The sequence below is a fragment of the Streptomyces sp. JL2001 genome (genome assembly GCF_050917515.1).
GTDB lineage: Bacteria > Actinomycetota > Actinomycetes > Streptomycetales > Streptomycetaceae > Streptomyces.
Map to the genome: position 1 here is coordinate 2983276 of NZ_CP169421.1, position 26845 is coordinate 3010120.

The window sequence follows — 26845 nt, forward strand, 5'->3', positions numbered from 1 at the left end:
GGGGCCGGTATGCATCGTGACGAGCCGTTCGTGACCCCACTGGTCAGGGCGGTGTTCGGGGCGACCCGCCACGAGTCTGTGCGGGGATCTAGCCCAGGCGCTCGACCAGCGCGCGGTACTCGTCCCACAGTTCCTTCGGCGTGTGGTCACCGAAGGTGTTCAGGTGCTCGGGGACCAGGGCGGCCTCCTCGCGCCAGACCTCGCGGTCGACCTTGAGCAGGAACTCCAGGTCCTCGTCCGCCAGGTCCAGGCCCTCGGTGTCGAGGGACTCCTTGGTCGGCAGGATGCCGATCGGGGTCTCGACGCCCTCGGCCTTGCCCTCCAGGCGCTCCACGATCCACTTCAGGACGCGGCTGTTCTCGCCGAAGCCCGGCCACACGAACTTGCCCGCGTCGTTCTTGCGGAACCAGTTCACGTAGTAGATCTTCGGGAGCTTGGCCGCGTCGGCGCCGGCGCCGACCTTGACCCAGTGGGCCATGTAGTCGCCCATGTTGTAGCCGCAGAACGGCAGCATGGCGAAGGGGTCGCGGCGCAGCTCGCCGACCTTGCCCTCGGCCGCGGCGGTCTTCTCGGAGGCGACGTTCGCGCCGAGGAAGACGCCGTGGTTCCAGTCGAAGGACTCGGTCACGAGCGGGACGGCGGAGGCGCGGCGGCCGCCGAAGAGGATCGCCGAGATCGGCACGCCCTTCGGGTCCTCCCACTCCGGCGCGGCGATCGGGCACTGCGCGGCGGGGACGGTGAAGCGGGCGTTCGGGTGGGCGGCCGGGGTCTCGGACTCCGGCGTCCAGTCGTTGCCCTTCCAGTCCGTGAGGTGCTTGGGCGCCTCTTCGGTCATGCCCTCCCACCACACGTCGCCGTCGTCGGTGAGCGCGACGTTCGTGAAGACGGCGTTGCCCCAGAGGGTCTTCATGGCGTTGGCGTTGGTGTGCTCGCCGGTGCCGGGCGCGACGCCGAAGAAGCCGGCCTCGGGGTTGATCGCGTAGAGGCGGCCGTCCTCGCCGAAGCGCATCCAGGCGATGTCGTCGCCGATGGTCTCGACGGTCCAGCCGGAGATCGTGGGCTCCAGCATGGCGAGGTTGGTCTTGCCACAGGCGGACGGGAAGGCGGCCGCGACGTACTTCGCCTCGCCCTGCGGCGGGGTGAGCTTGAGGATCAGCATGTGCTCGGCCAGCCAGCCCTCGTCACGCGCCATGACGGAGGCGATGCGCAGGGCGTAGCACTTCTTGCCGAGCAGGGCGTTGCCGCCGTAGCCGGAGCCGTAGGACCAGATCTCGCGGGTCTCGGGGAAGTGCGAGATGTACTTGGTGCTGTTGCAGGGCCACGGCACGTCGGCCTCGCCCTCGGCGAGCGGCGCGCCGAGGGTGTGGACGGCCTTGACGAAGAAGCCGTCGGTGCCGAGCTCGTCGAGGACGGCCTGTCCCATGCGGGTCATGGTGCGCATGGAGACGGCGACGTAGGCGGAGTCGGTGATCTCGACGCCGATCGCGGAGAGCGGAGAGCCGACCGGGCCCATGCAGAAGGGCACGACGTACATCGTGCGGCCCTTCATGGAGCCGCGGAAGATGCCCTTCTCACCGGCGAAGATCTCCTTCATCTCGGCCGGGGCCTTCCAGTGGTTGGTCGGCCCGGCGTCCTCCTCCTTCTCGGAGCAGATGAAGGTCCGGTCCTCGACGCGCGCGACGTCGGTGGGGTCGGAGGCGGCGTAGTACGAGTTCGGGCGCTTGACCGGGTCGAGCTTCTTGAAGGTCCCCTTGGCGACGAGTTCCTCGGACAGACGCTCGTACTCGGCCTCGGATCCGTCGCACCAGACGATGTCGTCCGGCTGCGTGATCGCCGCGATCTCGTTGACCCAGGAGACGAGCTCCTGGTGCTGGGTGGGGACGGTGGTGGGAGCCGCGTTGTCGCGCGCCACGATTGCTCCTTGATGAGGGGTTTTTAGATATATGCCCCTTGGGGGCTGCGACCCGGATGCTTCAGGGGATGACCCTTTTGCCACGCGTCCGCTCATCCGGTGCCGACCGCACTCATTTGATCATCCGATGGAAGTGCCCATATGTCCAGAGGGCCGCACACGTGAGCATCGCCACTCTCATCCGGGACCTACGGGGCCGTAGGTAGCATTCGGTCTCATGACTGCAGCGACGCCGGAAGCGAACCGGACAGAGCAAGCGGAGCTGACCGCGCCCTTCCCGCTGAAGCCCCGGCTCAGGGGCTGGCTGCACGCGGGGATGTTCCCCGCCGTGGTCGTCGCCGGGCTCATCCTGGTCGCCCTGTCGGACACCCCCCGCGCCCGGCTCGCCTGCGGCGTCTACGTCCTCACGGCCTGCCTGCTCTTCGGCATCAGCGCGATCTACCACCGTGGCACCTGGGGCCCGCGCGGGGAGGCGATCCTCCGCCGGCTCGACCACGCGAACATCTTCCTGATCATCGCGGGCACCTACACCCCGCTCACGCTGCTGCTCCTGCCGGACTCCACCGGGCGGCCCCTGATGTGGGCGGTCTGGGCCGCGGCGACGGCGGGCATCGCCTTCCGGGTCTTCTGGGTGGGCGCGCCCCGCTGGCTGTACACGCCCTGCTACATCGCGATGGGCTGGGCGGCCGTCTTCTTCCTGCCGGACTTCATGCGGGCCGGCGGCGTCGCGGTACTGGTCCTCGTCGTCGTCGGCGGACTGCTCTACAGCGCGGGCGGCGTGATCTACGGGATCAAGCGGCCCAACCCGTCCCCGCGGTGGTTCGGCTTCCACGAGGTCTTCCACTCGCTGACCCTGGCGGCCTTCATCGTGCACTACGTCGGCATCTCGCTGGTGGCCTACCAGCACGCGTAGCGACGTCCGGTGGATCATGGCCCACAATGACGGCCATGGCCGCCGAACCCGCCCCCACACGACCGCTCAACCTGCGCGAACGCAAGAAACTGCGCACCCGCGCGGAGATCCGGAAGGTCACCTACCGGCTCGCCGCCGAGCAGGGCTGGGACGCCGTCACGATCGAGCGGATCGCCACGGCCGCCGAGGTCTCGCCCTCGACGGTCGTGCGGTACTTCCCGGTCCGGGAGGACATCGTCCTCACCGACGAGAAGGACGCCGTCCTCGCCGCCCGGCTGCTGGCCCGCCCCGCCGCCGAGCCTCCCCTGGAGTCGCTGCGCGCCATCCTCCTCGACGCGGTCCGCACGGCACTGACCGAGGAACCGGCGGAGACCCGGCTGCGGGCCCGGCTCATGGTGGAGATCCCGGCCGTACGCGCCCGGCTCACCGAGACCACCGCCGAGACCGCGCAGATGCTCGCCCGCGCCCTCGCCGAGCGCACCGGCCGCGACGCCGACGACCTGGAGGTACGGGTCTTCACGGCGGCGGTCCTGGGCGCGCTGCGCGAGGCGACCGTCTTCTGGGCCGAGCGCGGCCAGGCGGACGACCTGGTCCCGCTGCTCGACCGCACCGTCGACACCCTCCGGGACGGCCTGTCCCTCTGACCGCCCGCCGGACCCCGCCGCCCCGCGCCGGGAACGGCGTCCTCAGAGTCCGGCCCGGACCACCTCGGCCGACGCCGGGTTGTCCGGACAGCCCCACACGCCGTGCGGGCAGTAGTCCGTGAACGTCTGGTAGACGGGCCGGTGCCGGGCGAACCAGTCGAGCATGCCCCGGACGTACGCCGGGTTGTCGCCGTTGCGGAAGAGCCCCCACTCCGGATACGACACGGGCTTGCCGTGGGCCGCCGCGAACCGCACGTGGTCCGCGAGCCCGAGGTCCTCCGACACCTGCCCGGCGAAGCTCAGCCCCTCCGGCTGGTCGTAGGCGTCCATCCCGATGATGTCGACGTGGGAGTCGCCCGGGTAGCACCGCGTCCAGTCCACCGCGTCCCGCCCGCGGCTCACCGTGAAGTCGAAACGGAACCGCTGCCCCGGCACGGCCCGCAGCACGTCCACGACCCGCCGCCAGTACGTCCGCCAGGTCTCCGGGTCGGGTCCGCAGCGGTGGCTGTACGTAGTGCCGTTCATCTCCCAGCCGAGCACCAGGATCGCGTCGCCCAGCCGGTGCGCGACGAGCCGCTCCCCCAGGGCGCCGAAGTGACCGTCGTACTCCCCGGCCGCCCCGCGGCCCAGCCCCGCCTTCACCTCCTCGTCCGGCAGGCCCTCCTCGCTGCGGTCGAGCAGAGGGACGTTCAGCACGAACAACCGCCCCGGCCGCTCCTCCTTCCAGCGCGCCCACGGCTCGAACAGGGCCGGGTGGCCCTCGATGTTGGACCAGCGGTCGCCCGGCAGGTAGGTGTGCCCCACGGTCAGGGGCTCACCGCCGAGCCAGGTCTGCAGCTCGTCGAGGCGACGTATGCCGGCCTCGTCGGAGCCGGTGAAGAAGCCGGAGGGGACGTTCACCGGCCCCCGGACGGCGGGTCCGTCCGGTGTGTCCGAGGCCCGCCTGTCGTGGACCAGCACCAGGAGCGCCGCCACGAGCGCGAGAACGACCGCGAGCAGCACCATGGCCGGTGCCGCCCGCGGCCGGGAGAAGGGGGTCACGTCAGCTGGTCCAGAAGTCCCACCAGCGGGTCAGGATGAGCATCCCGATCACCCCGGCGTGCAGGACGGGCAGCGCGAAGGTGAAGTCCTCGAAGAACCCCTTCAGCGCGGCCGGGGCGGGCAGCACGCCGGAGCGGACGTTGTGCGACGTCACGTACCAGAACATGACGAGAGTGGCGGTCCAGGCCAGGCAGCACCACAGGCACAGCGAGTTGATCTCGTACAGCGACTGGTACATCAGCCAGGTGCAGAAGCCGACGCCGAAGAGCATCCCGGCGTTCAGCCCCAGCCAGAACCAGCCCCGGTAGCGGGCGCCGGCCAGCAGCCCGGCGCCCACGGCGACGACCACCGCGTACGTGGCGAGGCCGAGCATCGGGTTCGGGAAGCCGAACACCGCCGCCTGCTCGCTCTTCATGATGTTGCCGCAGGAGACGACCGGGTTCAGGCTGCAGCCCGGCGTGAAGTTCGGGTCCTCCAGCAGCTTGAACTTGTCGATCGTGATGACCCACCCGGCCAGCACGCCCGCCGCGCCGGTGACCATCAGCAGCCAGGCCATGCCCCGGCCGGCGCCGACGCCTCCGTCGCCCTCCCGGGCCCGTTCCCGCCGCCGGAGCGGTGCCTCCCGTACGTTCGCCGTCGCCATGACGCCGCCCCCTGTCCGCTCAGCCCTGCAGTCGTCGCACCGGGAGCTGGATGTGCGCCGCGGAGGCCACGACCTCGTCGTCCGTGACGAAGGCCCGCAGCCGCTCCGGCGAGACGGGCTCACCCGGCGTCGCGTCCGGCCAGGGGCGCACGGGAAGGATCAGGTAGACGTACCCGTGGTCGTGGGCGGCCGCCTCCCACTCCGCCGGAACGGGGCACTGCGCCTTCATGAAGGGCAGCGTGAGCACGGCCCGCCGGGCCTCGACGAGCAGGTGCGCGCCGGTCCCCCGCTCCTCCGAGGCGTCGACCACCCGGTCCCCGAGCGGCAGGCCCATGCCCGCCAGGGCCGCCCGCAGCGCCTCCTCGCCGGCCGCGGGTCCGTCACTGCCGTCCCCGAGCGAATACACCATCAGGAAAGGGGTGACGGGCGCGTCGTCGGTGGGCCCGGTGGTCCACGGAACGACGGTGAGCGTCCCGAACGGAGAGGCACTGCGCGCCGGGGAAACGACATTGGGTGTGGTCATGAATCCGGATGCTAATGGCCCACGAGCCCTTCTCCGCAGCGGCGTTCACTCGATCGGCCGACACCAGAGCAGGAGAATTTCGGTGCGCCCCCTCCAGAACACGTGTGCACGGAAACCAATCGCCGGCGGAGTCGTTGAGCCCACAGGGCATTCGCTGCCCTTCGCCGATTCCGTCGATTCAGTCGATTCCGTCGATTCCGTCGATTTCGTCGATTCCGTCGATTCCGTAGACACCAGGGAGTTCACCCGTGATCGCCGACGAGCCGGTCAGCCGCCTCTCTCGCCGTACCGCACTGCGCGCCCTGTTCACCGTGGCCGTCGCCGCCTTCACCGGCGGGGCGCTCGCGCGGATCGCCGGGACGCCCTCGTCACCGCGCGGCGGGCGCGCCCCGGCCGGTGCGGCGGGATCCGTCGCCGCCACCGGGGACGCCGGTGCGAGGGGCGACGCCGTCGGGGCCCTCGCCTTCGACGAGATGTACCGGGGGCGCCGCATCCAGGCGCGCCGGATCCCCCGGATCGGCCCCGTCGAGGTCCTGGTCGACGGCCGGCCGCTCCACCTGATGCGGCGCGCCGACGGCAGCTACCTCAGCGCCGTCGACCACTACGAGTCATGTCCGACGCCCCTGGCGGCCACCCGGGCGGCCGTGGACCAGCTGGGTTCCGCCCCGCTGTCCCGGTACGCCGCCGGCCACGGCGTCCACCCGGGAGGGAGCCCGCGTGACCTACACGCGTAAGAACCAGCGCGATCTGACCGGCGCCGAGCGGCGGAAGTTCGTCGCCGCCGTCCTGGAACTCAAGCGCCGGGGAACGTACGACGACTTCGTCCGCACGCACATCGACTACTACTCCACCGACGGCGACAACCGGCTCCGCCTGGCCCACATGGCCCCGAGCTTCCTGCCCTGGCACCGCCGGTTCCTGCTGGATTTCGAGCGGGCGCTGCGCCGGATCGACCCGACGGTGACCGTGCCGTACTGGGACTGGACCCGGGACAACACCCCGGCGGCGTCGCTCTGGGGCGAGGACTTCCTGGGCGGCAACGGCCGCCGTGGCGACCTCCAGGTGACGACCGGACCGTTCGCCTACTCCGGCGGGCGCTGGACGGTGACGCACGCGATGACCGAAGGCAGGTTCCTGACCCGGGACTTCGGGCGCCCGCAGAGCCCGATCGCACTGCCCACCCGCGCCGAACTGGACGCGGTCATGCGGGAGACGGTGTACGACGTGGCGCCGTGGAACTCCACGAGCCGCTCGGGATTCCGCAACGCCCTGGAGGGCTGGGGGCAGGGGCGCGGCAACGACCGCTTCCGCATCCACAACCGGGTGCACCGCTGGGTCGGCGGCCTGATGCTGGGCGGCGCCTCGGTCAACGACCCGGTCTTCTGGCTGCACCACTCGTTCGTCGACCTGCTCTGGTCCCGCTGGCAGGCGCGCAACCCGCGGGCCGGCTACCTGCCGGCGGAGCCGCCGAAGCTGGGCGATCCCCAGTACCGGCGCGTCGCCGCCCGCGACGAGCCGATGGGGCCGTGGAACGTCACCCCGGCCTCGATGCTCGACCACAGCGCGCTGTACCGCTACGCATGACGAGAGCGTCCCCCCGGCCGGTGGCCGGGGGGACGCTCCGAGGGTGCGGGCCGGCTCAGCCGCCGTAGCCACCGTCGTGGTGGTCGATGTTCGCGCAGCTGTTGCCGAACGTCGGGTTGAGCAGCCCGATCACGTTCACGGTGTTGCCGCAGAGGTTGACCGGCACGTGGACCGGAACCTGCACGACGTTGCCGGACGCGACACCGGGCGAGTGGGCGGCGGCGGCCTGGGCACCCGAGTCGGCGACGGCCATGCCGGCTCCGCTGAGGGCAACGGCACCCGTGCCGGCGAGGACAGCGGCAGCCTTCGCGATGCGAGACATCAAGAACTCCTTGGACGTGGAAAGCCGACCGCGAGTACCACGGCCGTCATTCCCCTTCAACGCCTCACTTGCGCCCGAGTCACGGCCGTTACGCCGGATGATGAAGAGGCGCAAGTGAAAGCCCGCAGAATCGTTGTCCGCCCACCGTCGGATACGGCGGAGCGAGCATGCGATTCTGCGGGCCGCGGCCATGCGACAAGCCTTCCGGTGTAACGAGCAACGACCCCTCGGGTGGCGGGGAAGAATCGTGCCTTCACCCGCCGGGTCATTGGTCGTACAAAAGACCACACCGCCGGAGGACGTTCCGGACGGCTCTCAGGACTGCGCCAGGCCCAGCCGGGAGTCCAGTGCGCCGGTCGCCGCGGGGGCCAGGACGCCGATCTCCGGGACGGCGAGGTCCGGCAGCCCGAGGCGGTCACCGCGGGGCGCGACGACGGGGTTGCCCACGGTGGCACCCGGGGTGGCCGCGGCCATCTCGGAGCGCGGGGTGGTGAACAGCGCCTTCCCCGGCTCGCTGCCTTCGAGGACCTCGGGCAGCGGGGCGGCCACGACGGTCTCCGGCAGCGTGCTGCCGACCGGCAGGCGCGGCAGGGTGACGTCCGGCAGGCCGGCGCCCTGCTGGAAGCCGGTGGGTGCGCCCGGCACCGGCAGCGGGACGCCGGTCGCCACCGTGGGGGCGTCCATCGGGATCACCGGCTCCAGACCCTGGAGCGGGACGACCACGGGTGCGTCCGCGGCCACGGCCGGGGCGGCCATGGCGGCGGAGGCGAGAGCGGTCATGAGGATTCCCAAGCCGGCATGAGATCGCAGGTTCATTACTGCGTACGCCCTTCAGAGCAGGTGGAGACGGAGCGGTGGAGCTGTGGATCGGTCAACGAGGCCCATGGAGGCCACGTCGCGGGGATTCGCCTGAGTGCAGCAACGTCAAGGGCCCCCGACGGTGAGAGCGAGGGGCCCTGGTTGACACTGCGTCAGCACGGCTTGCCGTGGCAGGTGTCAGCCGCCGAGCGGGAGGCCGCCGAGGAGCGGCGCGGCCTTGCCGGTCTCGTTCAGCTGGTTCGCGGTGTCCTGCACGGTCTTGACCACGGAGCCGTCGGTGGTGCTGCTCAGCGAGTCGGTCTTCAGCCCGTGGCTGGTGAGCGCCCCGAGACCGCCGTCGAGGCTGGTGGGGGTCGCCATCGTCTCGGCGGCCATGGCGGGGGCACCGGCGCCCAGGGCCATCACGGAACCGGCGACGATCGCGGCAACCTTCGTGGGCTTCATGGGGAGTCCTTCCTGATCTTGCGTCACAGAGCGAACAAGTCACGTGCCGTGCAGGCCTCTTGGCCGATTCCTGCACGTCGTTCCGCTTTCTGTAACGAGAGGTGTGCTCCCCGGAAACTCCGGGAGGAGGGTTTTCTCGACACTGCACCCGAATGACGGGAGTCGGTGTGATGTCCCGATCGGACGTACGGCCGCGCCGCGCCGGCCCAGCGGGACTGGGACCGGCGCGGCGCGGGACCGCGGGCGGGACGGCTACCCGACGGGCAGCGGCGGCGGTGTGACGGGCAACTGCGGAGGCGCCACCGGGGGCGCGGCCGGCAGTTCGGGAGTCGTGACCGGAGGCGTCGCGGGCAGCTCCGGGACCGTGACGGGCGGCGCGGCCGGCAGCTCGGGAGCCGTGACCGGAGGCGTCGTCGGCAGCTCCGGGGTGGTCACCGGGAGCGTGGGGAGCGTCGGCAGGCCGGGCAGGTCCGGCGCGGGCAGCCCGCCGAGCACCGTGGCCACGACCGAGTCGACCAGCGAGGTCAGGGTCGCCGTGACCTGCGGCACGAGGCCGCCGGAGCCGACCGCGGCCAGCAGTGCGGCGACCGCCTTCTGGACGGTGGCCAGGGCGTCGGCGACGGCGTCCGCCGGCGCCGCGGCGGCAGGGGTGACCGGCGCGGCGCGACCGGTGACGACGGCCGAGGGGGACGTGTGGTGTGTGTCGGCGAAGGCGGGTCCCGCCGTACCGAGGGTGATCGCGGCGGATATCGCCAGGGCAGTGATGTGGCGTGATGCCAGGGGACGCATATGTGTTCCTTTTCCGCATGCGTCGGACAACTTCCCCCTCACCGTGCCTGCGGCGATAGCGCTCCGCAACGGGAGAACTACGGAACGACATCCCTCCGTTCGGGTGAATCCGCCTCCCCGACCTGCTCCTCCGGGGGGCGTACGCCGTTGCACCGAACGGCGCACGAGGGTGCGTCCGAACGAGCAGAAGGCCGGCGCGCCACACCCGGGAAGGGGGGCGCGCCGGCCTCGGAAGGACCGCGATCCGGCGTGCGAGGTCAGGCGTTGACGCAGGTGTTGCCGAAGGTCGGGTTCAGGGCGCCGATGACGCTGACGGTGTTGCCGCAGAGGTTGACCGGCACGTGGACCGGAACCTGCACGACGTTGCCGGACAGGACGCCCGGGGACTTCACGGCCGCGCCCTCGGCGAGGGAGTCGGCGGAGGCGACACCGGTCGCACCGGCCACGGACGCGGCGACACCGACGGTCAGGACGACAGCCTTCGTGATACGGGACATGGAGAAACACTCCTCGATTGGTTTCAGACCACTTGGAACGGTTGACCCGGACGGTCGGTGCGGGCGGATTCACCCGACTCCCTCAACAACGCGCCCCCAATTCATTGGTTGCTCTCCCGAACGGGTGACGTTCAGCCGATCTTTGGGTCGGCACTGGGCCATCGGAGCGAGTGGACGCGGAAAGGCGCAACACGCCCAACGAGGAACCTGCCTCATGGATACGGAAGTTAGCGTTCGCGAGCATCTAATGCTTAGTATCGCCCGGCATCGGGGTTATAACGTTCCCGAACGTCGCTTCCGGTACGACCGCGCGGACATCATTTTCGCGAGGCCGAATCCTCACTCTTCCCCGGTCTTCACGGGTGTCTTGCTTCTCTCATCAAAGCGGAGAACCTGTATGCGGAATTCAGCGGTTCGTGCTGTACGCCGCGGCCTGATGTGCGCGCTGACGTGCGCGGCCCTGTCCGCCGCGCTGCCGGCCGCCTCCGCCGTGGCACCCCGGCCGCGGGAAGCCTCCGAACTCCCCTTCACCGCGCGGTACCGGGCGGTCCAGCACGGCGGGATCGTCCGCGCCGCGAACTCCTCGGCCGCGGCGGGCAAGGGCGCCAAGGGCCCCGCGAACGCCAACGACGGCTACGACATCGGGTACGTGGACGTCGACGACAACCCGGACACGTACAACTCCAGCCGCGCCGCGGTGCCCCTGCCCGCCGGGGCCCAGGTCACCTACGCGCGCCTCTACTGGGGCGGCAACCTGCGGGTCGGCGAGCAGAAGCCGCCCGCGGACAACGGCCGCGTGCTGGTCGCCGAGCCGGGCGGCTCGTACAAGGCCGTGCTCGCGGACACCACGGTCGGCCATCGCACGGCGGACGGCGCGGACGCCTTCCAGGCGTCCGCCGACGTCACCGACCTGGTCCGCTCGGCCGGGCCGGGACTGTGGACGGTCGCCCAGGTCAATGTGGCCATGGGCCGTTCCCCGGTGGGCGGATGGGGCGGCTGGACGCTGGTCGTCGCGTACGAGAACACCGTCGAGCCGCTGCGGCGGCTGACGATCTGGGACGGCTTCGAAACGCTCGGACCCGGCGACACGACTCTCCGGGTGCCTCTCGACGACTCGTCATTCGCGAAGGGCTCGGGCGGAAAACTCGGCGTGCTCGCCTATGACGGTGACCGGGGAACTCCGGGCGATTACCTGGCGGTGGAAACGGGCTCGTCGAAGGGTGTTCCGCTCTCCGATCACGCCAATTCCGCGGACGACGTGATGAACTCCAGCATCACCGATTTCGGAACCAGTCGGATCGAACGACTTCCCGCTCATCAGAACACCCTGGGGTACGACTCCGACGTCTTCGATCTGGGGGGTCCGCTGCGCCATGGAGCCGACCGAATCCACGTCCGTTTCGGCACCCGGCGGGACACCGTCTGGCTCGGGGCACTCTTCCTCCAGGCGGACGCCCGGGGCTGACGTGCGGACTTCACGGGGACCCGTCCTGCCCCCCTCCACCGTGCTGCACGTGGTCCAGCCCGGCGACGGCGGCGTGGCCCGGGTCGTCACCGACCTGGTGCGGGCCCAGCTCGGCGCGGGACTCCGGGTCGCCGTCGCCTGCCCTCCCGGGACGCCGCTCGACGCGGCCGTCCGGGCCGAGGGCGCCCCGGTGCACGCCTGGCGGGCGGGACGCGATCCCGGCCCGGGGCTGGTCCGGGAGTCCCGCGACCTGGCCCGGCTGATCCGCGCCGCCCGCCCCGCGCTCGTGCACGCGCACAGCGCGAAGGCCGGGCTGTGCGCCCGGCTGGTCCTGCGGGGGCGCGTCCCGACGGTGTACCAGCCGCACGCCTGGTCCTTCGAGGCGGCCGACGGCGCGGTGGGCGCGCTGGCCCGCCGCTGGGAGCGGTGGGCGTCCCGCTGGACGGCGCGGATCGTCTGCGTCAGCGAGGCCGAACGGGATACCGGGGAGCGCGCCGGTGTCCGGGCGCCCTGGTCGATCGTTCACAACGGTGTGGACGTCGCCCGGTTCGCGTCCGGAGATCCCGGCCGGACCGAGGTACCCGCGCCCCGGGAGACCCCCGGGCCGACCGTCGTCTGCGTCGGCCGGCTCTGCCGCCAGAAGGGACAGGACACGCTGCTCGCCGCCTGGCCAGCCGTGCTGGCCCAGGCGCCGACGGCGCGGCTGGTGCTGGTCGGTGACGGTCCGGACGCCGCCCGGCTGCGGGCCGCCGCGCCCCCGTCGGTGCGCTTCACCGGAGCCGTCGAGGACACGGCGCCCTGGTACCGGGCCGCCGACCTGGTCGTCCTGCCCTCCCGCTGGGAGGGCATGGCCCTGGCGCCGCTGGAGGCCATGGCGAGCGGGCGGCCGGTCGTGGTCAGCGATGTGGACGGGGCACGCGAGAGCCTGCCGCCCGGCCATGCCCCCGTGTGCCTGGTCCCGCCCGAGGACCCGGCCGCGCTCGCCGCCGCCGTCGGCCGCCTTCTGGGCCGGCCGGGGCTGCGGGAGTCCCTGGGCCGGGAGGCCCAGGAGCACGTACTCAGCAGATTCGATGTGCGGCGCACCGGCGCGGCCGTCGCGGACGTGTACCGCGAGCTGGCCGGAGTGCGGTGCACCGAGCACAGAGAGCCGATGTCGCAGTGACCACGGAAAGCACCAGCATCCCCTCCTCGCCGGGCCCCTGGCCCTCGGCGGGTCAGGGCTCCGCCCCCTCTCTCGCCTCCCTCGCGCCGCAGCGCGGCGCCCCGGGCCGCACGGCGACGCGCCCGCGCCGCCGGGTCCCCCGGCGGCGGTTCACCGCGCTGCCGCTGGTCGCGGCCGACGTGATGGCCGTCCTGGTCGCCGCCGGGCTGCTGCCCGACACGCGGAACGGGACCAGGCTGCTCCTGCTGGTCACCGGCTGCGTTCTCGTCCTCCACGGCCACGCGGGGATGTACCGGCCCGGCACCCTGGCCGTGGCTCTCGACGAGCTGCCGGCGCTGGCCGCCCGCGCCGGGTTCGCCTGGTGCCTGGCCGCGGCCGCCGTCGCCGCGTACTCCCCCGCCACGGCGATCGGCCCGGTGCCGCTCGCCACCGCGTTCGCCGCGCATCTGACCGTGGTGTGCCTGCTCCGCGGCCTGGTGCACGCCCGCAGGCGGCGGACGTACCGGGCGCATCCCCGGTCGGCGCTGGTGATCGGCGGGGCGGCCGCCGCGCGCCGGTTCGCGGCGGCGGTCGGCCAGCATCCGGAGTACGGCATGCGGCCGGTCGGGATCGTCGGCACCCGGCCCGACATCGGGGCGCCCCAGTCGGGCGCGGAGCCCGGGCTGCCGGTCCTGAGCACCACGGAGGAGGTCCACCGGGCCGTCATCCAGAACGCGGTCCGCGACGCGGTCTTCCTCACCGACGACCCCGGTCTCGTCACGCTCTTCCAGCAGTACGGGTGCACGACCTGGCGGGTGGGCGGGGACCGGCACGGCGGCCCGATGAGCGACCATCTGTGGGGCTACGGCTGCCGGCGGCTGGTCCCGACGTCCGAGCGGCGCGGGCGGGCCGCGAAGCGCGCGCTCGACCTGGCCGTGGCGGTCCCGGCGTCGACGCTGGTGCTGCCCGTGCTGCTGGTGTGCGCGCTGGCCGTGCGGCTCTCCGACGGTCCGGGGGTGCTCTTCCGGCAGGAGCGGGTGGGGCAGAACGGCCGGCTGTTCACGCTGCTGAAGTTCCGCACCCTGCGCCCGTCCGACGAGACGGAGTCGGCCACCCGGTGGAGCGTCGCCAACGACCGGCGGATGAGCGCGGTGGGCAACTTCCTGCGGCGTTCCTCGTTGGACGAGCTGCCCCAGCTGTGGAACGTGCTGCGGGGTGACATGAGCCTGGTCGGGCCGCGGCCCGAACGGCCCTACTTCGTCGCCCAGTTCAGCCGTATCCACGCCGGCTACGCGGCCCGGCACCGGATGCCCGTCGGGCTCACCGGTCTGGCGCAGGTGCACGGCCTGCGCGGCGACACCTCGATCGAGGACCGCTGCCGCTTCGACAACCACTACATCGATCACTGGTCGCTCTGGCAGGACGTCCGCATCCTCCTGCGGACCGCGGCCGGGCTCGTCCGACCGGCGGGGAGCTGACATGGCGACGGTGACGACCACCGCGACCGGGCCCACGGGCCCGGTGACGCGGCAGGCGACGGCCCGGCACGCGGCACCCGCGCCGACGGTGCGCGACTGGGCGCACCGGACCGGCCGGCTGTCCCCGGTCCTCGCGGTGCTGGCCCTGCTGCTGGTGCCGGGCGGGGGCGGTGCGGAGGGCGGCACGGGCGGTACGGGCACGCTCGCGGACGCGGCCTCGGGACTCCTCGTCCTGATCTGCCTGGTCCGGGTCATACGCGAGGGCGCGCGGCCGCTGACCCGCGCGGCCGCGGTGGTGCTCGGGCTGCCGGTCCTCGGGATCTGCCTGGCCGCGATCACCTCGAACGACCCGGCCGCCAGCCTGCCCGGCGTCCCCCGCTACGTACAGATCTTCGTCCTCGTCCCGGCGGCCGTGCTCCTGATGATCCGCGACCGCCGGGACTTCGCCGTGGTGGCCTGGTCGCTGGTCGGCCTGGCGCTGCTGCAGGGCGCGGTCGGGGTCGTGCAGTTCCTGACGGGCACGGGCGCCTCCTACATGGGCGAGGACATCCGCGCGGTGGGCACCTTCGGGCCGACCGACGTGATGGGCATGGCGACCGTCGTGTCGTACGGGCTCGTGATCGCCACCGGGATCGCGCTCGGCAGCGCGGGCGGACGGGTAAGGACGGCCGCGCTGGTCTGCGCCGGGCTGCTCTTCGTCCCGCTCGTGGTGTCGTTCAGCCGGGGCGCGTGGATCGCGACGGTCCTCACCTGCGCGGTCCAGCTGCTGCTCTCCGGGCTGCGGCGGGCCGGCCGGGTGGCGCTCGTGGTGGGCGCCCTGGCCGTGGTCCTGGTGGGCGGCTTCGGGATCGGCTCGGCGATGGTGCAGGAGCGGCTCTCCAGCATCACGCAGGTGACGGCCGCGCCGGACCAGTCGGTGACGGACCGGTACACGATGTGGGCGGCGGCCGGGCGGATGTGGCGGGCGGATCCGGTGACGGGCGTGGGCCTGAAGGGCTTCCCGCAGTACCGCGACGCGAACGCCTCGCTCGCACTGTCCTCGGGCAGCGACACGGCGGGGGCGGGGGCCGGGTTCCAGCGCCAGCCGCTGCTCTCCCCGCACAACATGTACCTGCTGGTGCTGAGCGAGCAGGGGCTGGTGGGGCTGCTGGCCCTGGCGGGCAGCTGGGTGGCGCTCCTGGTCGGCGCGCTGCGCCGGCGCGGGCGGGGCACGGACTGCGCGCTGGTGGCGGTCGGTCTGCTGGGCTGGCAGCTCGTCGACTTCTTCTACGCGGACATCGGCGGCCCGTCCACGGTCCTGATGTCGGTCGTCCTCGGTCTCGCGGCCTGGTGGTCGCTGGCGGAGGTGAAGCGTGCGTGATCCCTGGGGTGGGGAGCCGGAGTCCACGGACGGCGGGCCGGGCCGGGACGCCGCCGGCGCGGGGGCGGGCACGGGGCGCGGCGCGGCGGAGGACCTCGTACGGGTCGACGCGCGCGACCCGTGGACGGCGCAGGAGCAGTCGGGCGGGGCACCCGGTCCGGTCCGGGACCCGGCGTGGGACGCCGGCCGCGCCGCGTGGCGGTGGGCCGGCACGGCGTCGGCCGCGCCGGGCGACGCGCCGCCGGCTCCGGAGACACGCCGGGCTGAGCCGGAACCGTACGGGGGCTGGCGGCCGTCGGGGGGCCCTCCGTCCCCGGCGGGTGCGCGCCCCTCGGCGGGTCCGGTGCCGCCGGCCACCCCCCCGCCCGGGGCGGGGGCGCGCCGGGCGGACGGACCGCCGTCGTTCTCGACGGGCCGTCGGCAGCCGGGCGCGGCGCCGTACGGGGCCGACGCGCCGTACGGCACGGGCACCCGGTCCGCGCCCCCGTACCCCGGCGCGGCGCCGTACGTCTCCGGGCCGCAGCCGTCCCCCGGACCGCCCTACGCGCCCGGCGCGCCGTCCGGCGCGGGTGCGCAGGGCGAGCGGTCGTACGGGGCGCCGGCGCACCAGCCCGTCGCCGAGCACCGGGCGGCGGCCGCCTCGACGGGTGGCGGCCGGGCCGTCGCCGTGCCGCCGCACGCGCCGTGCGGGGGCACGGGGGCGGCCGGGGCCGAACCGGCGGGCCCCTGCGGGGACCGGTGCGCCACCCACGGGGTCCGGCACCGGGCGGTCCCCCTCGACACCGTCGCCGCGCCGGACGCGCCGCGTCCCGGGCCGGTGGCCCCCGGGCCGGAGCGTCGGCACCGGGCCGCCACCCGCACGTGCGGGCTCGGTCGCGGGCGGCCGCACCGCAGAGTGTCCTCCGGGGCACCCCGGCACCGGGCGGGCCGAGCCGCGCACGCCCGGCAGACCGGCCCGCGGACGGCCTCGGGACGGTTCCTGGCGCGGGCCGCCGCCGTCACCGCCGCGCTGACCGCCGCCGGTGCCCTGCTCGGTCTGGTGCGCGACCAGATCCTGGCCCGCTTCTTCGGTGCCGGGGCGGAGACCGACGCGTTCCTGGTCGCCTGGACCGTGCCGGAGTTCGCGTCGACGCTGCTCATCGAGGACGCGATGGCGCTGATCCTGGTGCCGGCGTTCAGCCGGGCCCTCGCGCGGCGCGGCGGCCTGCTGTCCGGGGACCCGGTCCGCGCCCTCGTCCGCTCCACCCTGCCCCGGCTCGCGCTCACCGTCAGCGCCGTCTCCGTCCTGCTGATCGTCGCCGCGCCGCTGCTCGTCGGCGCGCTGGCACCGGGTCTGCCCGACCCCGGGCCGGCGATCGACTGCACCCGGCTGACCGCGACCTGCGTGCTCACCTTCGCGCTCGCGGGCTACTGCTCCGCCGCGCTGCGCGCCCACGGCTCCTTCCTGCCGCCGGCCGCCATCTACGTCGCGTACAACGTCGGGATCATCGGCACGATCCTCGTGCTGCGCGAGCCCTTCGGCGTGCGTTCCGCCGCCGCCGGGGTCGCCGTCGGCGGGGTCCTGATGGTGCTGGTCCAGGCGCCCTCCCTGCTCCGCGAGCTGCGCACCAGGCCGCTGCCCAAGGAGGCTCCCGCGGCGACGGCCGGCGGCGACGGCCGGCTGCTCGTCCTCGGCCTCATCGCCCCCGTGGTGGCCTTCGCGCTCACCCGCCAGTCACAGATCCTGATCGAGCGGTTCCTCGCCTCGCCGCTGCCCGCCGGCGCCATCTCGCATCTGAACTACGCGCAGAAGGTGGCGCAGATGCCGATGATCCTCTCCCTGATGCTGTGCACGGTCAGCTTCCCCGTCGTCGCGCGGGCGATGGCCGCGGGCGACGTCGAGGAGGCCAGGCGCCGGGTCGAGCGCGATCTGCTGCTCGCCGCCGTCGTCGTCCTCGTCGGCGCGTCGGTCGTCGTCGCCGCGGCCCCGCAGATCGTCGAGATCCTCTTCCAGCGCGGCGCCTTCGACCGCGCGGACACCGCCGCGACCGCCGCCGTCATGCGGGTCTACGCCCTCGGGCTGCTCGGCCAGACCATGGTCGGCACGCTGGTCCGCTGCTACTTCTCCGCCGCGCGGCCGCTCTGGTACCCGGCCGCCGCGATGGCCACCGGCCTCCTCGCCACCGCCGTCGCCGGTGTCCCCGGCGCCCGTCTGTGGGGGGCCGTCGGCATCGCCGTCGCCAACGCCCTGGGCATCACGCTGACCGCCGTCCTGCTGCTGTGCGGCGCGCGCCGCCAGTCCATCCCGGTCCGCATCCGCCGGCTCGGCGAGGGGCTGCTGCGACTGGCCGCCGCGGCCGCCGTCGCGACCGGGGCCGGCTGGCTCGCCGCGCTCCCCGTCGGACCGGCCGTCGGCTCCCTGGCCGTCACGGGCCTCGTCGCCACCACCGTCTTCCTGCTCCTCCTGGCCTGCGCGCCCCAAGCGCCGGACATCCCACCCCTCACCCGCACCGCTTCCCGAAGGCTCGCCCATGACCGTTGCCACGGCGCCCCGCAACGCCGCGATCCGTCGTCTGCTGCCGAAGCCGCCCCCGTGGGTGGCGATGTACCACTCGATCGCGGACACCCCGGATGATCCGTACCGGGTGACCGTCTCCCCCGTGCGCTTCGCCCGGCAGCTGCACTGGCTGAACGACCGCGGGCTGCGCGGCGTCTCGGTGCGCGAACTGCTCGCCGCCACCGCCGCCGGCCGGGCGAAGGGCCTGGTGGGGCTGACCTTCGACGACGGATACGCCGACTTCGTCGAGTCGGCCGTGCCGCTGCTGCGCCGGCACGGATTCACCGCGACCGTCTACGTGCTGCCCGGTCGCCTCGGCGGCGAGAACGCCTGGGACGCGGACGGCCCCCGCAAGCCGCTGCTGACCGAGGACGGCGTCCTGCGCGCGGCCGAGGCCGGCATGGAGATCGGCTCGCACGGTCTGCACCACGTCACGCTGACGACCGCCGACGACCGCACCCTCGCCGAGGAGACCCGGCGCAGCCGCGCCGTCCTCGAGGAGATCACCGGTACGCCGGTGGAGGGCTTCTGCTACCCGTACGGCCAGATCGACACCCGCACCGTCCGGGCCGTACGGGAGGCGGGCTACCAGCACGCCTGCGCCATCGACCCGGGCCCGCTCACCAGCAGGTACGCGCTGCCGCGCATCCACATCGGCGAGCAGGACACGTCCTGGCGGCTGACCGCGAAACGCGCCCTGCACCCGCTGCGCCGGCGCGGGCCCGTCGATCTCCCGGGGACGCGGCGGGCGGAGGCGGGTGTCTCGTGAGGGTCCTGCACGTCATCACCGGGCTCGGGATCGGCGGGGCCGAGCAGCAGCTCCGGCTGCTGCTGCGCCACCTGCCGGTGCGCGGCGAGGTCGTCACGCTCACCAACCCGGGCGCGGTGGCGCGCGGCATCGTGTCCGACGGCACTCCGGTCACCCCGCTGGGCATGGCCGGCAACCGGGACCTGGGCGCGCTGCCGCGGCTGGCCGGCCTCGTCCGCCGTGGCGGCTACGACATCGTCCACACCCACCTGTACCGGGCCTGCCTGTACGGCAGGATCGCCGCACGGCTCGCCGGGGTCCGGGCGGTCGTCGCCACCGAGCACTCGCTCGGCGAGCACCAGATCGAGGGCCGCCGGCTGTCGGCCGGCACCCGCGCCCTCTACCTCGCGGGCGAGCGCCTGGGCACCACGACCGTCGCCGTGTCGCCCAGCGTCGCGCACCGCCTGGAGCGGTGGGGCGTCGCCCCGTCCCGGATCCGGGTGATCCCGAACGGCATCGAGACGGGACGGTTCACGTTCACCGAGGACGCGCGGCGCATGACGCGGAAGGTGCTCGGCCTGCCCGACGACGCGTTCGTCGTCGGCGGGGTGGGACGGCTCACGCCGGGGAAACGCTTCGACCGTCTCGTCCGGGCGGTGGCGTCCGTGCCCCGGGCCCGGCTGTTCCTCGTCGGGGAGGGCACGGAACGCGCGGCGTTGCTGCGGGCGGCCGAGGAGTGCGGGGCCGCCGGCCGCGTCCTGCTCCACGGCGCCTGCGGCGACCCGCCGGGCGCGGAGGACACGGGGCCGGATCTGCCGTCGCTGCTGGCCGCCATGGACGTCTTCGTCTCCACCTCCCCCGACGAGACCTTCGGGCTCGCGGTCGTCGAGGCGCTCGCCGCCGGTCTGCCGGTGCTGTACGTGGCCTGCCCCGCGATCGACGACCTGCCGCCGGAGTCGGCCCCCGGTGCCCGGCGGATCGGCGGGTCGGTGTCCGAACTGGCCGCGGCGCTACGGGACGTCGAGGCGGCCCGGCCCGGGCGGCTGCCGCAGCCCGAAGCCGCCCGGCACTACGACATCGCCCACAGCGCGCGGCAGCTGATGTCCCTCTACGAACAGACCGTCCACGGCACCCCTCTTCGCACGAAGTGAGACCCCATGAGTCAGATGAGCAAGTCGAGCCCACGCGCCCTGCCCCCGCAACGCTCCCGCGCGCTGACGGCGCTGCACACACGCCGCCGCTGGTGGGTGCTGCCCGCCTCGGTCCTGCTCGGCGCGGCCCTCGGCGGCGGCTACGGGGCGCTGAAGACCCCGCAGTACGCGGCCACCAGCTACGTCATCGTGGTCCCCGCCGCGAAGTCCGACCCGGCCGCCGCGCTCGGCTTCGCCCAGGCGTACGGCAGGGTCGCCACGGACATCGCGGTGACCGGCGACGCCCAGGTGTGGGCCGGCGTCTCCGCCGCCACCCTGCGCGCCGGGGTGGAGACCGCGACCTCCCCCGACGCGCCGATGATCTCGATCACCGCCCGCTCGGCGAAGCCGGCCAAGGCCGTCTCCATGGCCGACGGGGTCGCCCGGGCGCTGGTCCTCAACAGCTCGCAGGTCTCGGGCAGCACGGGCGTGAAGGTCGTCCAGTTCTCCCGGGCGACCAAGCCCTCCGCCCCCGTCTCGCCCTCCGCCCCGCTCTCCGCGCTGGTGGGCGGCTGCGCGGGCGGTCTGCTCGGTGGGCTCGGGCTGCTGGTCCGACCGCGGCGGGCCGCCGCTCCGGCGGAGTCGCGTGGCGCGCGTCAGCCGTCCGGCGCCGTGCCCGGGCCGTCGGCCGGGGCCGCGCACCAGCCGGAACCGGAGTCGGTGTGACGGCGGGCCGCCCCGAGGTGCTGCGGACCGAGATCTGCCGCGACGGCGCGGAGTTCGGACGTCTCGGCGCCCGCTGGGCCTCGCTGTACGCGCGCTGTTCGACGGCGACGCCGTTCCAGTCCCATTCCTGGCTGCACTCCTGGTGGGTGTCGTACGGCAGGCCGGGCGCGCTGCGCGTGGTCCTGGTGCGCCGGGAGGACGGCGAACTGGTCGCGGCGGCGCCGCTGATGCGCGCCCGCGGTCCGCTTCCGGTGCTCACCCCGCTGGGCGGCTCGATCACCGACTTCACGGACGTCCTGCTCGACGACGCGTGCCCGCAGGCGGCGCCCGCGCTGGCCCGGGCGCTGGCCCGGGCGGCCCGCGGCGCGGTGGTAGACCTGCGCGAGGTACGCCCCGGCGCGGCGGCCGAACGGGTCCACGCCTGCTGGCGCGGTCCGCGGCGGCGGCTCGCCGACTCCCTGTGCCTGGAGCTGCCGGCAGTCCCGATGGACGCCCTCCTGGAGCGGATCCCCTCGGGGAAGGCCCAGCGGGTGCGGGCCAAGCTGCGCAAGCTGGACGCGCTCGGCATCGACGAGCGCGTCGTGTCGGGCGAGGAGGTGCCGGCCGCCCTCGACCGGCTGCTGAAGCTCCATCAGCTCCAGTGGCAGGGGCGGGGGGTGACCGTCGAGCACACCAGCGCGCGGTTCGCCCAGCACCTCGCCCGGGCCGTGCGGCCGATGGTGGAGTGCGGGGACGCGCGGGTCACGGAGTTCCGGCTCGGCGGCGATGTCGTGGCGGCCGATCTGACCCTGATGTCGCCCCGGCTCGCGGGCGGGTACCTGTACGGCGCCGATCCCGTCCTGCGGGCCCGGAAGGTCGACGTGGCGACGATGCTGCTGCGGCACGGGGCGCGCGAGACGAGCGCGAGCGGACGGGCGACGCTGAGCATGCTGCGGGGCACCGAGCCGTACAAGCAGCACTGGCGGCCCGAGACCGTACCCAACCAGCGGCTGATGCTGGCGGGTCCGGCGGCGGCGCCGCTGCTGTGGCTGCGGGCGGGGGCGGCGGACGGACGGCGCTGGGCGGCGCGCCAGGCGCGGGAGCGGGCCTGGGCGGGCCGGTTGCTCGAACGGCTGCGGGGACGGACGAACGGCGGCGGAGGCTGATCTCCTCCGCCGCCGTGGCGGGCCGTCGCTCCGGTCAGAACGGCCAGGCGCCGTCCAGGACGTCCTTCCAGTCGTCGTCGCGGTCTTCCTTCCCGATGTCCTTCGGGACGCAGACCGGACCGCCGATCCAGCTCTCCACCCACGAACCGAGGTTCACGGTCCAGCACGCGGGCTTCGGCTCAGGCTTCGGGACCGGAACCGTCGGGACCTCGGGCTTCGGCTCAGGCTTCGGGACCGGAACCGTCGGGACCTCGGGCTTCGGCTCAGGCTTCGGCACCGGAACCGTCGGGACCTCGGGCTTCGGCTCAGGCTTCGGCACCGGAACCGTCGGGTCCTCCGGCTTCGGCACCGGAACGGTCGGGACCTCCGGCTTCGGCTCAGGCTTCGGCACCGGGACCGTCGGGTCCTCCGGCTTCGGTACCGGAACGGTCGGGTCCTCCGGCTTCGGGACCGGAACCGTCGGGTCCTCCGGCTTCGGGACCGGAACCGTCGGGTCCTCCGGCTTGGGCTCAGGCTTCGGCACCGGAACGGTCGGGTCCTCCGGCTTGGGCACCGGGACCGTCGGGTCCTCCGGCTTGGGCACCGGGACCGTCGGGTCCTCCGGCTTCGGTACCGGGACCGTCGGGTCCTCCGGCTTCGGCACCGGAACGGTGGGCACTTCGGGCAGGCCCGGTACCTCCGGCTCCTCCGGCAGCTCCGGCTCCTCCGGCAGCTCCGGTTCGGTCGGGACCTCGGGCAGCTCGGGTGCCGTGCCGTACAGCGTCTGCCGGAACACCTGCGCCGCGTTCGGATTGTCGTCGCACTGCCAGACGCCGTGCGGGCAGTAGTCGGTGATCGTGTGGTACAGCGGTTTGTGCTGTTCGATCCATGCGAGCATCCGCCGCATGTACTCGGCGTTGTCCCCGTTCCGGAAGAGACCCCATTCCGGATAGGAGATCTGCTTGCCGTGCTCGGCCGCGAAATCCACCTGCTTCTGCAGCCCGTACGGCTCACTGACGTGGCGGTCGAAGGACGCCCCCGACGGCTGGTCGTAGGAATCCATTCCGATGATGTCGACGACATCGTCACCCGGATAGCATTCCGTCCACGGAATGGCGTCCGTGCCCCGGCTCGGGTTGAAGTCGAAGCGGAAGTTCTGGCCGGGTACCGACCGCATGGCGGCGACGATCCGCTTCCAGTAGAGCTTCCACGAGGCCGGATCCGGCGCGCACCGGTGCGTGTAGGTGGTCCCGTTCATCTCCCAGCCGAGGACGATGACGGTGTCGGTCGCCTCCAGATCGACCAGCCGCTCGGCCAGCCGCCGGAAGTGGTGGTCGTAGTTCCCCGCGGCGCCGAGCCGGAGCTGCCGGCGGACCTCGGCGTCGGAGACCCCGGCCTCGTTGCGTTCCAGCATCGGTACGTTCAGGACGAACAGCCTGTCCTCGCGCTCGTTGCGCCAGTCCGCCCAGGCGTCCAGGAAGCCCGGAGGGCTCTCGATGTTCGACCAGCGGTCCCCCGGGAGGTACGTGTGGCCGACGCGGAGCTCGCGGCCGCCCAGCCACTGCTGCAGCTGGGCGATCCGGCCCACACCGGTGGGGCCGGACTCGAGGAAGGCGCCCAGGGCGGTGGCCGCGGCGGGCTTCGGGGTCGGAGTCGGTGCCGCGGCGGACTCCGTCACGGGAAGCGCCGCCACGGCGGGCTTCGTGATCGGAGTCGGCGCCACGGCGGGCTTCGTGGTCGGAGTCGGTGCCGGGTCCCGTGTCGTCACGGAATCGGCGGCGTGAGCAGGAGAGGACAGCACGACGGAACCTGAGGCAAGGAGCCCTGCGGTGAACACCCCCAGCCACGCCCTCGACACCTTTCGCTTTCGATCGGTCATGACCACTCCTTCTCCGCTCGCGCCACATGATGGGTCGTCAGTCTGATACTCCGAAAGTATTCCTAATGACCCGACCGTGAACTCCACGCCATCTGATCAGTAGTCCGTTCGTGTAATTCATCGCCCAGTTGGGGCACTCGAAATGAAGGATCTGCCGTGCCGAGCTTCGACACCCGCGTTCCCGCGCTTCTCGTGCGGCTCGACCGAAACCCCTTTCATCACGGCACACTCGGCGCCGCCCGCTCCCTGGGACGGGCCGGAATCCCGGTCCACGCGCTGATCGAGTCGCCGGACAGTCCGGTCGCCCGCTCCCGCTACGTCCGCGACGTACGCGTGCGGCCCGCGGATCCCTCCCCCGAGGCACTGGTCCGGGAGCTCGGCGAGCTCGCCGCGACGTTGTCCGCGCCTGCCGTGCTCGTGCCCCTCGACGACGTAAGCGCCCTCGTCCTCGCCCGGCACCGGAGCGAACTGACGGACCGCTACCTCCTGCCCGAGCAGCCCGTCCGGGAGCTGGACCGGGTCGCCGACAAGGCCGCCCTCGTGGAGACCTGCCGGGCCCTGGCGCTTCCCCATCCGCGGACCGGGATCCCCGGCAGCGCCGACGAGGCGGCCACCATGGCCTGGTCGCTGGGGCTGCCGGTCGTCGCCAAGTGGAGCCGCCCCTGGCTCCTGCCGCCCGGCGCCGGTCTGCGCAGCACGTCGATCGTCCGCTCGCTCGCCGAGGTGCGCGCCCTCTTCGCCCGCTCCCCCCAGGCCGGCAGCCGGCTGCTGCTCCAGGAACTCCTGCCCCCGGGGCGGGATCTGGACTGGTTCTTCCACGCCTACGTGGACACCGCCGGCCGTTGCCGGGCCGGGGCGACAGGACGCAAGGAGCGGTCCTGGCCGGACGGAGCCGGGCTCACGGCGGTCGGCCGCTGGGTGCGGAACGCGGAGGTCGAGCGGACGGCGCACGCCCTCCTCGACGCGCTCGGCTACCGGGGCGTGTGCGATCTCGACTTCCGGCTCGACCGGTCGACCGGGGCGTACCACCTGCTCGACTTCAACCCGCGGCCCGGGGCGCAGTTCCGGCTCTTCGCGGACTCCGGCGGTCTCGACGTGGTCCGGGCGCTGCACCTCGACCTGACCGGGCGTCCGGTCCCGGACCACGCCCCCGCGTACGGCCGCCGGTTCGTGGTCGAGAACTACGCGGCGCTCTCCGTTCTCGCCTCCCCGCGCCGGCGGGGCCCGGGTCCCTGCCGCTCCGGGCGGCGGGGGACCGAGACGGCCTGGTTCGCCGCCGACGACCCCGTGCCCGCGCTCGCGATGGGACGCGCCTGGTTCTCCCACGCCCTGCGCAAGGGGTCGGTGACGCTCCGTCGGATCCTCGGGTCCGGCCCCCGTCGGATGTCCTCCGCGGCCCCGCCCGCGCCACGGACCTCCGCGCAGCACATGTCCCGACGATGAAGGCGGAAGTGACGATGTACGACCTGGTGATCGTGGGAGCAGGGCCCTACGGGCTGTCCGTGGCCGCCCACGCGGCGGCGCACGGGCTGCGCGCCCGGACCTTCGGCCGCTCCATGGCGTCCTGGCACGCGATGCCCTCGGGCATGTTCCTGAAGTCGGAGCCCTGGGCCTCCCATCTCTCGGATCCCGCCGGGGCGTACGGGCTGGACGCCTACGCCGCCGGCCTGGGGGTCCGCGCCGAGCACGGCGTCCCGCTCCCGGTCGGTCTCTTCGCCTCGTACGGCGACTGGTTCGCCCGCCGGGCGGTCCCCTCGCTCGACGAGCGCCTGGTCGCCTCGGTCGCCCCGGCCGCCGGAGGGTTCGCCGTGGTCACGGAGGACGGCGAGACGCTGCGCGCCCGCACCGTGGCGCTCGCGGTCGGCGTCCTGCCGTTCATGGAGGTCCCCGCCCCGCTGCGGGGTCTCCCCCGCCGGTTCGTCACCCACAGCAGCCACCACGGCGAGCTCGACGGCTTCGCCGGCCGGGACGTCACGGTGGTCGGCGCGGGCCAGGCGGCGCTCGAGACGGCCGCGCTGCTGACCGAGCAGGGAGCGAAGGCCCGGATCGTCGCCCGCGCGGACCGGCTGAACTGGAACACCCTGCCGCCGGCCCTGCACCGCGGCCCGTGGCAGTCCTTCCGCGCCCCGCACACGGGCCTGGGCTGCGGCTGGCAGAACCGCCTGTACGCGGACACCCCCGGTGTCTTCCGGCGGCTGCCCGCGCCCACCCGTGAGCGGCTCTTCGGCTCGGCCCTCGGCCCGGCGGGCGCCTGGTGGCTGCGGGACCGGTTCGCCGCCGTCACGGACGTACGGCTCGGCTCGCGCGTCGTCGCGGCGGCGCCGACCCCGGACGACCGGCTGCGGATCGACGTGGCGGGGGCGGACGGGACGGAGACGTGGGAGACCGACCACGTGATCGCGGCGACCGGGTTCACGCCGAGCCTGGACCGGACGGAGGTCCTCGCACCCGGGCTGCGGGGGTCGCTGCGCCGGACCGGTGCCTCGGGCGCGCCGGAGGTGGGGGCGCTGTTCGAGTCGTCCCACCCGGGCCTGTTCCTCGCGGGGCTGCTGACGGCGCCCTCGTACGGCCCGTCGATGCGGTTCGTCTTCGGCGCCGGCTACACGGCCGGGCGGCTGGTGCGGGGCGTGCGGCAGCGGCTGCGGGCTTCGGCGCGCGGCGGGATCGGCCGGCCGCGTACCGGGGGCGGGCGGCCGGCTGCGGTCCAGGCGTGACGAAGGCCGGTCCCCGGGCGCCGGCGACGCCGTACGGGACCGGCCCTGTCAGTGGCGCGCCCGTGCGGGGCGCGCGGGCCGCGTCAGTAGTTGGCGCAGTAGTTGCCGACCGCCGGGTTCAGCACGCCGATCACGTTGACGCTGTTGCCGCAGACGTTGATCGGGGCGTGGATCGGGATCTGGACCACGTTGCCGGACAGGACGCCCGGGGAGCCGATGGCCGCACCGTAGGCGTCGGCGTCCGCCATCGCGGGAGATGCGGCGCCCAGGGCCATGACCAGTCCGGCGAAGACGACCGCAGCCTTCTTGCACTTCATTTCGTCTGGATCCTTTCTGCGGCGGAAGACTATTCACGGATTTCGTGATGCGCGGGCGCACTTCATGCCCCGGCCTCCGCTGCACACATCACAACG

Annotated in this window: 25 protein-coding genes and 1 pseudogene; 15 read left to right on the forward strand and 11 right to left on the reverse strand. The window is 73.6% G+C overall.

Annotated elements, in window-relative coordinates; all coding sequences use genetic code 11:
* Positions 1–88: 88 nt before the first annotated feature.
* Complete coding sequence (locus ACE1OA_RS13005) at positions 89–1912, reverse strand: phosphoenolpyruvate carboxykinase (GTP) (RefSeq protein ID WP_356778044.1); 1824 nt, start codon at positions 1910–1912, stop codon at positions 89–91.
* A gap of 217 nt (positions 1913–2129) precedes the next feature.
* On the opposite strand from ACE1OA_RS13005, the gene trhA reads away from it, so the two are divergent.
* Both trhA and ACE1OA_RS13015 read left to right on the forward strand, forming a co-directional pair.
* Positions 2130–2825, forward strand: a complete 696-nt coding sequence (gene trhA, locus ACE1OA_RS13010; RefSeq protein WP_432752812.1) for a PAQR family membrane homeostasis protein TrhA — start codon at positions 2130–2132, stop codon at positions 2823–2825.
* A 35-nt stretch (positions 2826–2860) separates the two neighbouring features.
* Positions 2861–3469, forward strand: coding sequence for a TetR family transcriptional regulator (locus ACE1OA_RS13015; protein ID WP_432752813.1), 609 nt, complete (start codon positions 2861–2863; stop codon positions 3467–3469).
* A gap of 42 nt (positions 3470–3511) precedes the next feature.
* Here the strand turns inward: ACE1OA_RS13015 and ACE1OA_RS13020 are convergent, their stop codons facing one another.
* The 3 genes from ACE1OA_RS13020 to ACE1OA_RS13030 all read right to left on the reverse strand — a co-directional run bounded on the left by ACE1OA_RS13020 (position 3512) and on the right by ACE1OA_RS13030 (position 5676).
* Positions 3512–4510, reverse strand: a complete 999-nt coding sequence (locus tag ACE1OA_RS13020; RefSeq protein WP_432752814.1) for a glycoside hydrolase family 26 protein — start codon at positions 4508–4510, stop codon at positions 3512–3514.
* A gap of 1 nt (position 4511) precedes the next feature.
* A complete protein-coding gene (locus ACE1OA_RS13025) occupies positions 4512–5066 on the reverse strand; it encodes a vitamin K epoxide reductase family protein (RefSeq protein WP_432754061.1) in 555 nt (184 codons plus the stop codon).
* 106 nt (positions 5067–5172) lie between these two features.
* Positions 5173–5676 carry a DUF5949 family protein gene (locus ACE1OA_RS13030; protein ID WP_356599228.1) on the reverse strand — a complete coding sequence of 168 codons (504 nt, stop codon included), beginning with the start codon at positions 5674–5676 and terminating at the stop codon, positions 5173–5175.
* Positions 5677–5924: 248 nt separating this feature from the next.
* On the opposite strand from ACE1OA_RS13030, the gene ACE1OA_RS13035 reads away from it, so the two are divergent.
* Together ACE1OA_RS13035 and ACE1OA_RS13040 are read left to right on the forward strand one after the other, a co-directional pair.
* Complete coding sequence (locus ACE1OA_RS13035; protein ID WP_356599230.1) at positions 5925–6410, forward strand: tyrosinase family oxidase copper chaperone; 486 nt, start codon at positions 5925–5927, stop codon at positions 6408–6410.
* The gene (locus ACE1OA_RS13040; RefSeq protein ID WP_384868338.1) at positions 6394–7260 is read left to right on the forward strand and encodes a tyrosinase family protein; all 867 of its coding nucleotides are present in this window, start codon (positions 6394–6396) and stop codon (positions 7258–7260) included. Before ACE1OA_RS13035 ends, ACE1OA_RS13040 begins: the two co-directional genes overlap by 17 nt.
* 55 nt (positions 7261–7315) lie before the next feature.
* On the opposite strand, the gene ACE1OA_RS13045 is transcribed toward ACE1OA_RS13040, so the two are convergent.
* The 5 genes from ACE1OA_RS13045 to ACE1OA_RS13065 all read right to left on the reverse strand — a co-directional run bounded on the left by ACE1OA_RS13045 (position 7316) and on the right by ACE1OA_RS13065 (position 10131).
* Positions 7316–7582 (reverse strand): chaplin, encoded by a 267-nt coding sequence (locus tag ACE1OA_RS13045; RefSeq protein ID WP_356599234.1) that lies wholly within the window; start codon positions 7580–7582, stop codon positions 7316–7318.
* A 315-nt stretch (positions 7583–7897) separates the two neighbouring features.
* Complete coding sequence (locus tag ACE1OA_RS13050) at positions 7898–8362, reverse strand: hypothetical protein (RefSeq protein ID WP_356599236.1); 465 nt, start codon at positions 8360–8362, stop codon at positions 7898–7900.
* Positions 8363–8578: 216 nt separating this feature from the next.
* The gene (locus ACE1OA_RS13055; protein WP_356599238.1) at positions 8579–8845 is read right to left on the reverse strand and encodes a hypothetical protein; all 267 of its coding nucleotides are present in this window, start codon (positions 8843–8845) and stop codon (positions 8579–8581) included.
* A gap of 252 nt (positions 8846–9097) precedes the next feature.
* Entirely contained in the window at positions 9098–9634 is a 537-nt protein-coding gene (locus ACE1OA_RS13060) for a hypothetical protein (RefSeq protein WP_432752815.1), read from the reverse strand.
* A gap of 257 nt (positions 9635–9891) precedes the next feature.
* Entirely contained in the window at positions 9892–10131 is a 240-nt protein-coding gene (locus ACE1OA_RS13065) for a chaplin (RefSeq protein WP_356599242.1), read from the reverse strand.
* Between the two features lie 397 nt (positions 10132–10528).
* Between ACE1OA_RS13065 and ACE1OA_RS13070 the strand changes: the two genes are divergently transcribed.
* From ACE1OA_RS13070 to ACE1OA_RS13110, 9 genes are all read left to right on the forward strand, one after another.
* Positions 10529–11596 carry a DUF3344 domain-containing protein gene (locus tag ACE1OA_RS13070; RefSeq protein WP_432752816.1) on the forward strand — a complete coding sequence of 356 codons (1068 nt, stop codon included), beginning with the start codon at positions 10529–10531 and terminating at the stop codon, positions 11594–11596.
* Positions 11597–11645: 49 nt separating this feature from the next.
* On the forward strand, positions 11646–12758 hold the full coding sequence (locus ACE1OA_RS13075) for a glycosyltransferase (RefSeq protein WP_393558522.1): 1113 nt from the start codon (positions 11646–11648) through the stop codon (positions 12756–12758).
* Positions 12755–14215 (forward strand): sugar transferase, encoded by a 1461-nt coding sequence (locus ACE1OA_RS13080; RefSeq protein ID WP_356599248.1) that lies wholly within the window; start codon positions 12755–12757, stop codon positions 14213–14215. The genes ACE1OA_RS13075 and ACE1OA_RS13080 overlap by 4 nt, the downstream gene beginning before the upstream one ends.
* 1 nt (position 14216) lies before the next feature.
* Positions 14217–15575 (forward strand): O-antigen ligase family protein, encoded by a 1359-nt coding sequence (locus ACE1OA_RS13085; protein WP_384868330.1) that lies wholly within the window; start codon positions 14217–14219, stop codon positions 15573–15575.
* 895 nt (positions 15576–16470) lie between these two features.
* Complete coding sequence (locus ACE1OA_RS13090; protein WP_384868351.1) at positions 16471–18189, forward strand: lipid II flippase MurJ; 1719 nt, start codon at positions 16471–16473, stop codon at positions 18187–18189.
* Positions 18086–18880, forward strand: coding sequence for a polysaccharide deacetylase family protein (locus tag ACE1OA_RS13095; protein ID WP_432752817.1), 795 nt, complete (start codon positions 18086–18088; stop codon positions 18878–18880). The genes ACE1OA_RS13090 and ACE1OA_RS13095 overlap by 104 nt, the downstream gene beginning before the upstream one ends.
* Positions 18877–20010, forward strand: coding sequence for a glycosyltransferase (locus ACE1OA_RS13100; RefSeq protein ID WP_432752818.1), 1134 nt, complete (start codon positions 18877–18879; stop codon positions 20008–20010). Before ACE1OA_RS13095 ends, ACE1OA_RS13100 begins: the two co-directional genes overlap by 4 nt.
* A gap of 15 nt (positions 20011–20025) precedes the next feature.
* Positions 20026–20715 carry a lipopolysaccharide biosynthesis protein gene (locus ACE1OA_RS13105; RefSeq protein ID WP_356599955.1) on the forward strand — a complete coding sequence of 230 codons (690 nt, stop codon included), beginning with the start codon at positions 20026–20028 and terminating at the stop codon, positions 20713–20715.
* Complete coding sequence (locus ACE1OA_RS13110; RefSeq protein WP_356778038.1) at positions 20712–21860, forward strand: GNAT family N-acetyltransferase; 1149 nt, start codon at positions 20712–20714, stop codon at positions 21858–21860. The genes ACE1OA_RS13105 and ACE1OA_RS13110 overlap by 4 nt, the downstream gene beginning before the upstream one ends.
* A 658-nt stretch (positions 21861–22518) precedes the next feature.
* On the opposite strand, the pseudogene ACE1OA_RS13115 reads toward ACE1OA_RS13110, so the two are convergent.
* A pseudogene (locus ACE1OA_RS13115) lies at positions 22519–23718 on the reverse strand (glycosyl hydrolase); the annotation flags it as partial.
* A 156-nt stretch (positions 23719–23874) separates the two neighbouring features.
* Between ACE1OA_RS13115 and ACE1OA_RS13120 the strand changes: the two are divergent.
* Together ACE1OA_RS13120 and ACE1OA_RS13125 are read left to right on the forward strand one after the other, a co-directional pair.
* The gene (locus tag ACE1OA_RS13120; protein ID WP_356599256.1) at positions 23875–25161 is read left to right on the forward strand and encodes an ATP-grasp domain-containing protein; all 1287 of its coding nucleotides are present in this window, start codon (positions 23875–23877) and stop codon (positions 25159–25161) included.
* 14 nt (positions 25162–25175) lie between these two features.
* Positions 25176–26432, forward strand: a complete 1257-nt coding sequence (locus ACE1OA_RS13125) for an FAD-dependent oxidoreductase (protein ID WP_356599959.1) — start codon at positions 25176–25178, stop codon at positions 26430–26432.
* An 83-nt stretch (positions 26433–26515) separates the two neighbouring features.
* On the opposite strand, the gene ACE1OA_RS13130 is transcribed toward ACE1OA_RS13125, so the two are convergent.
* A complete protein-coding gene (locus tag ACE1OA_RS13130) occupies positions 26516–26749 on the reverse strand; it encodes a chaplin (RefSeq protein ID WP_356599258.1) in 234 nt (77 codons plus the stop codon).
* Between the last annotated feature and the right edge of the window lie 96 nt (positions 26750–26845).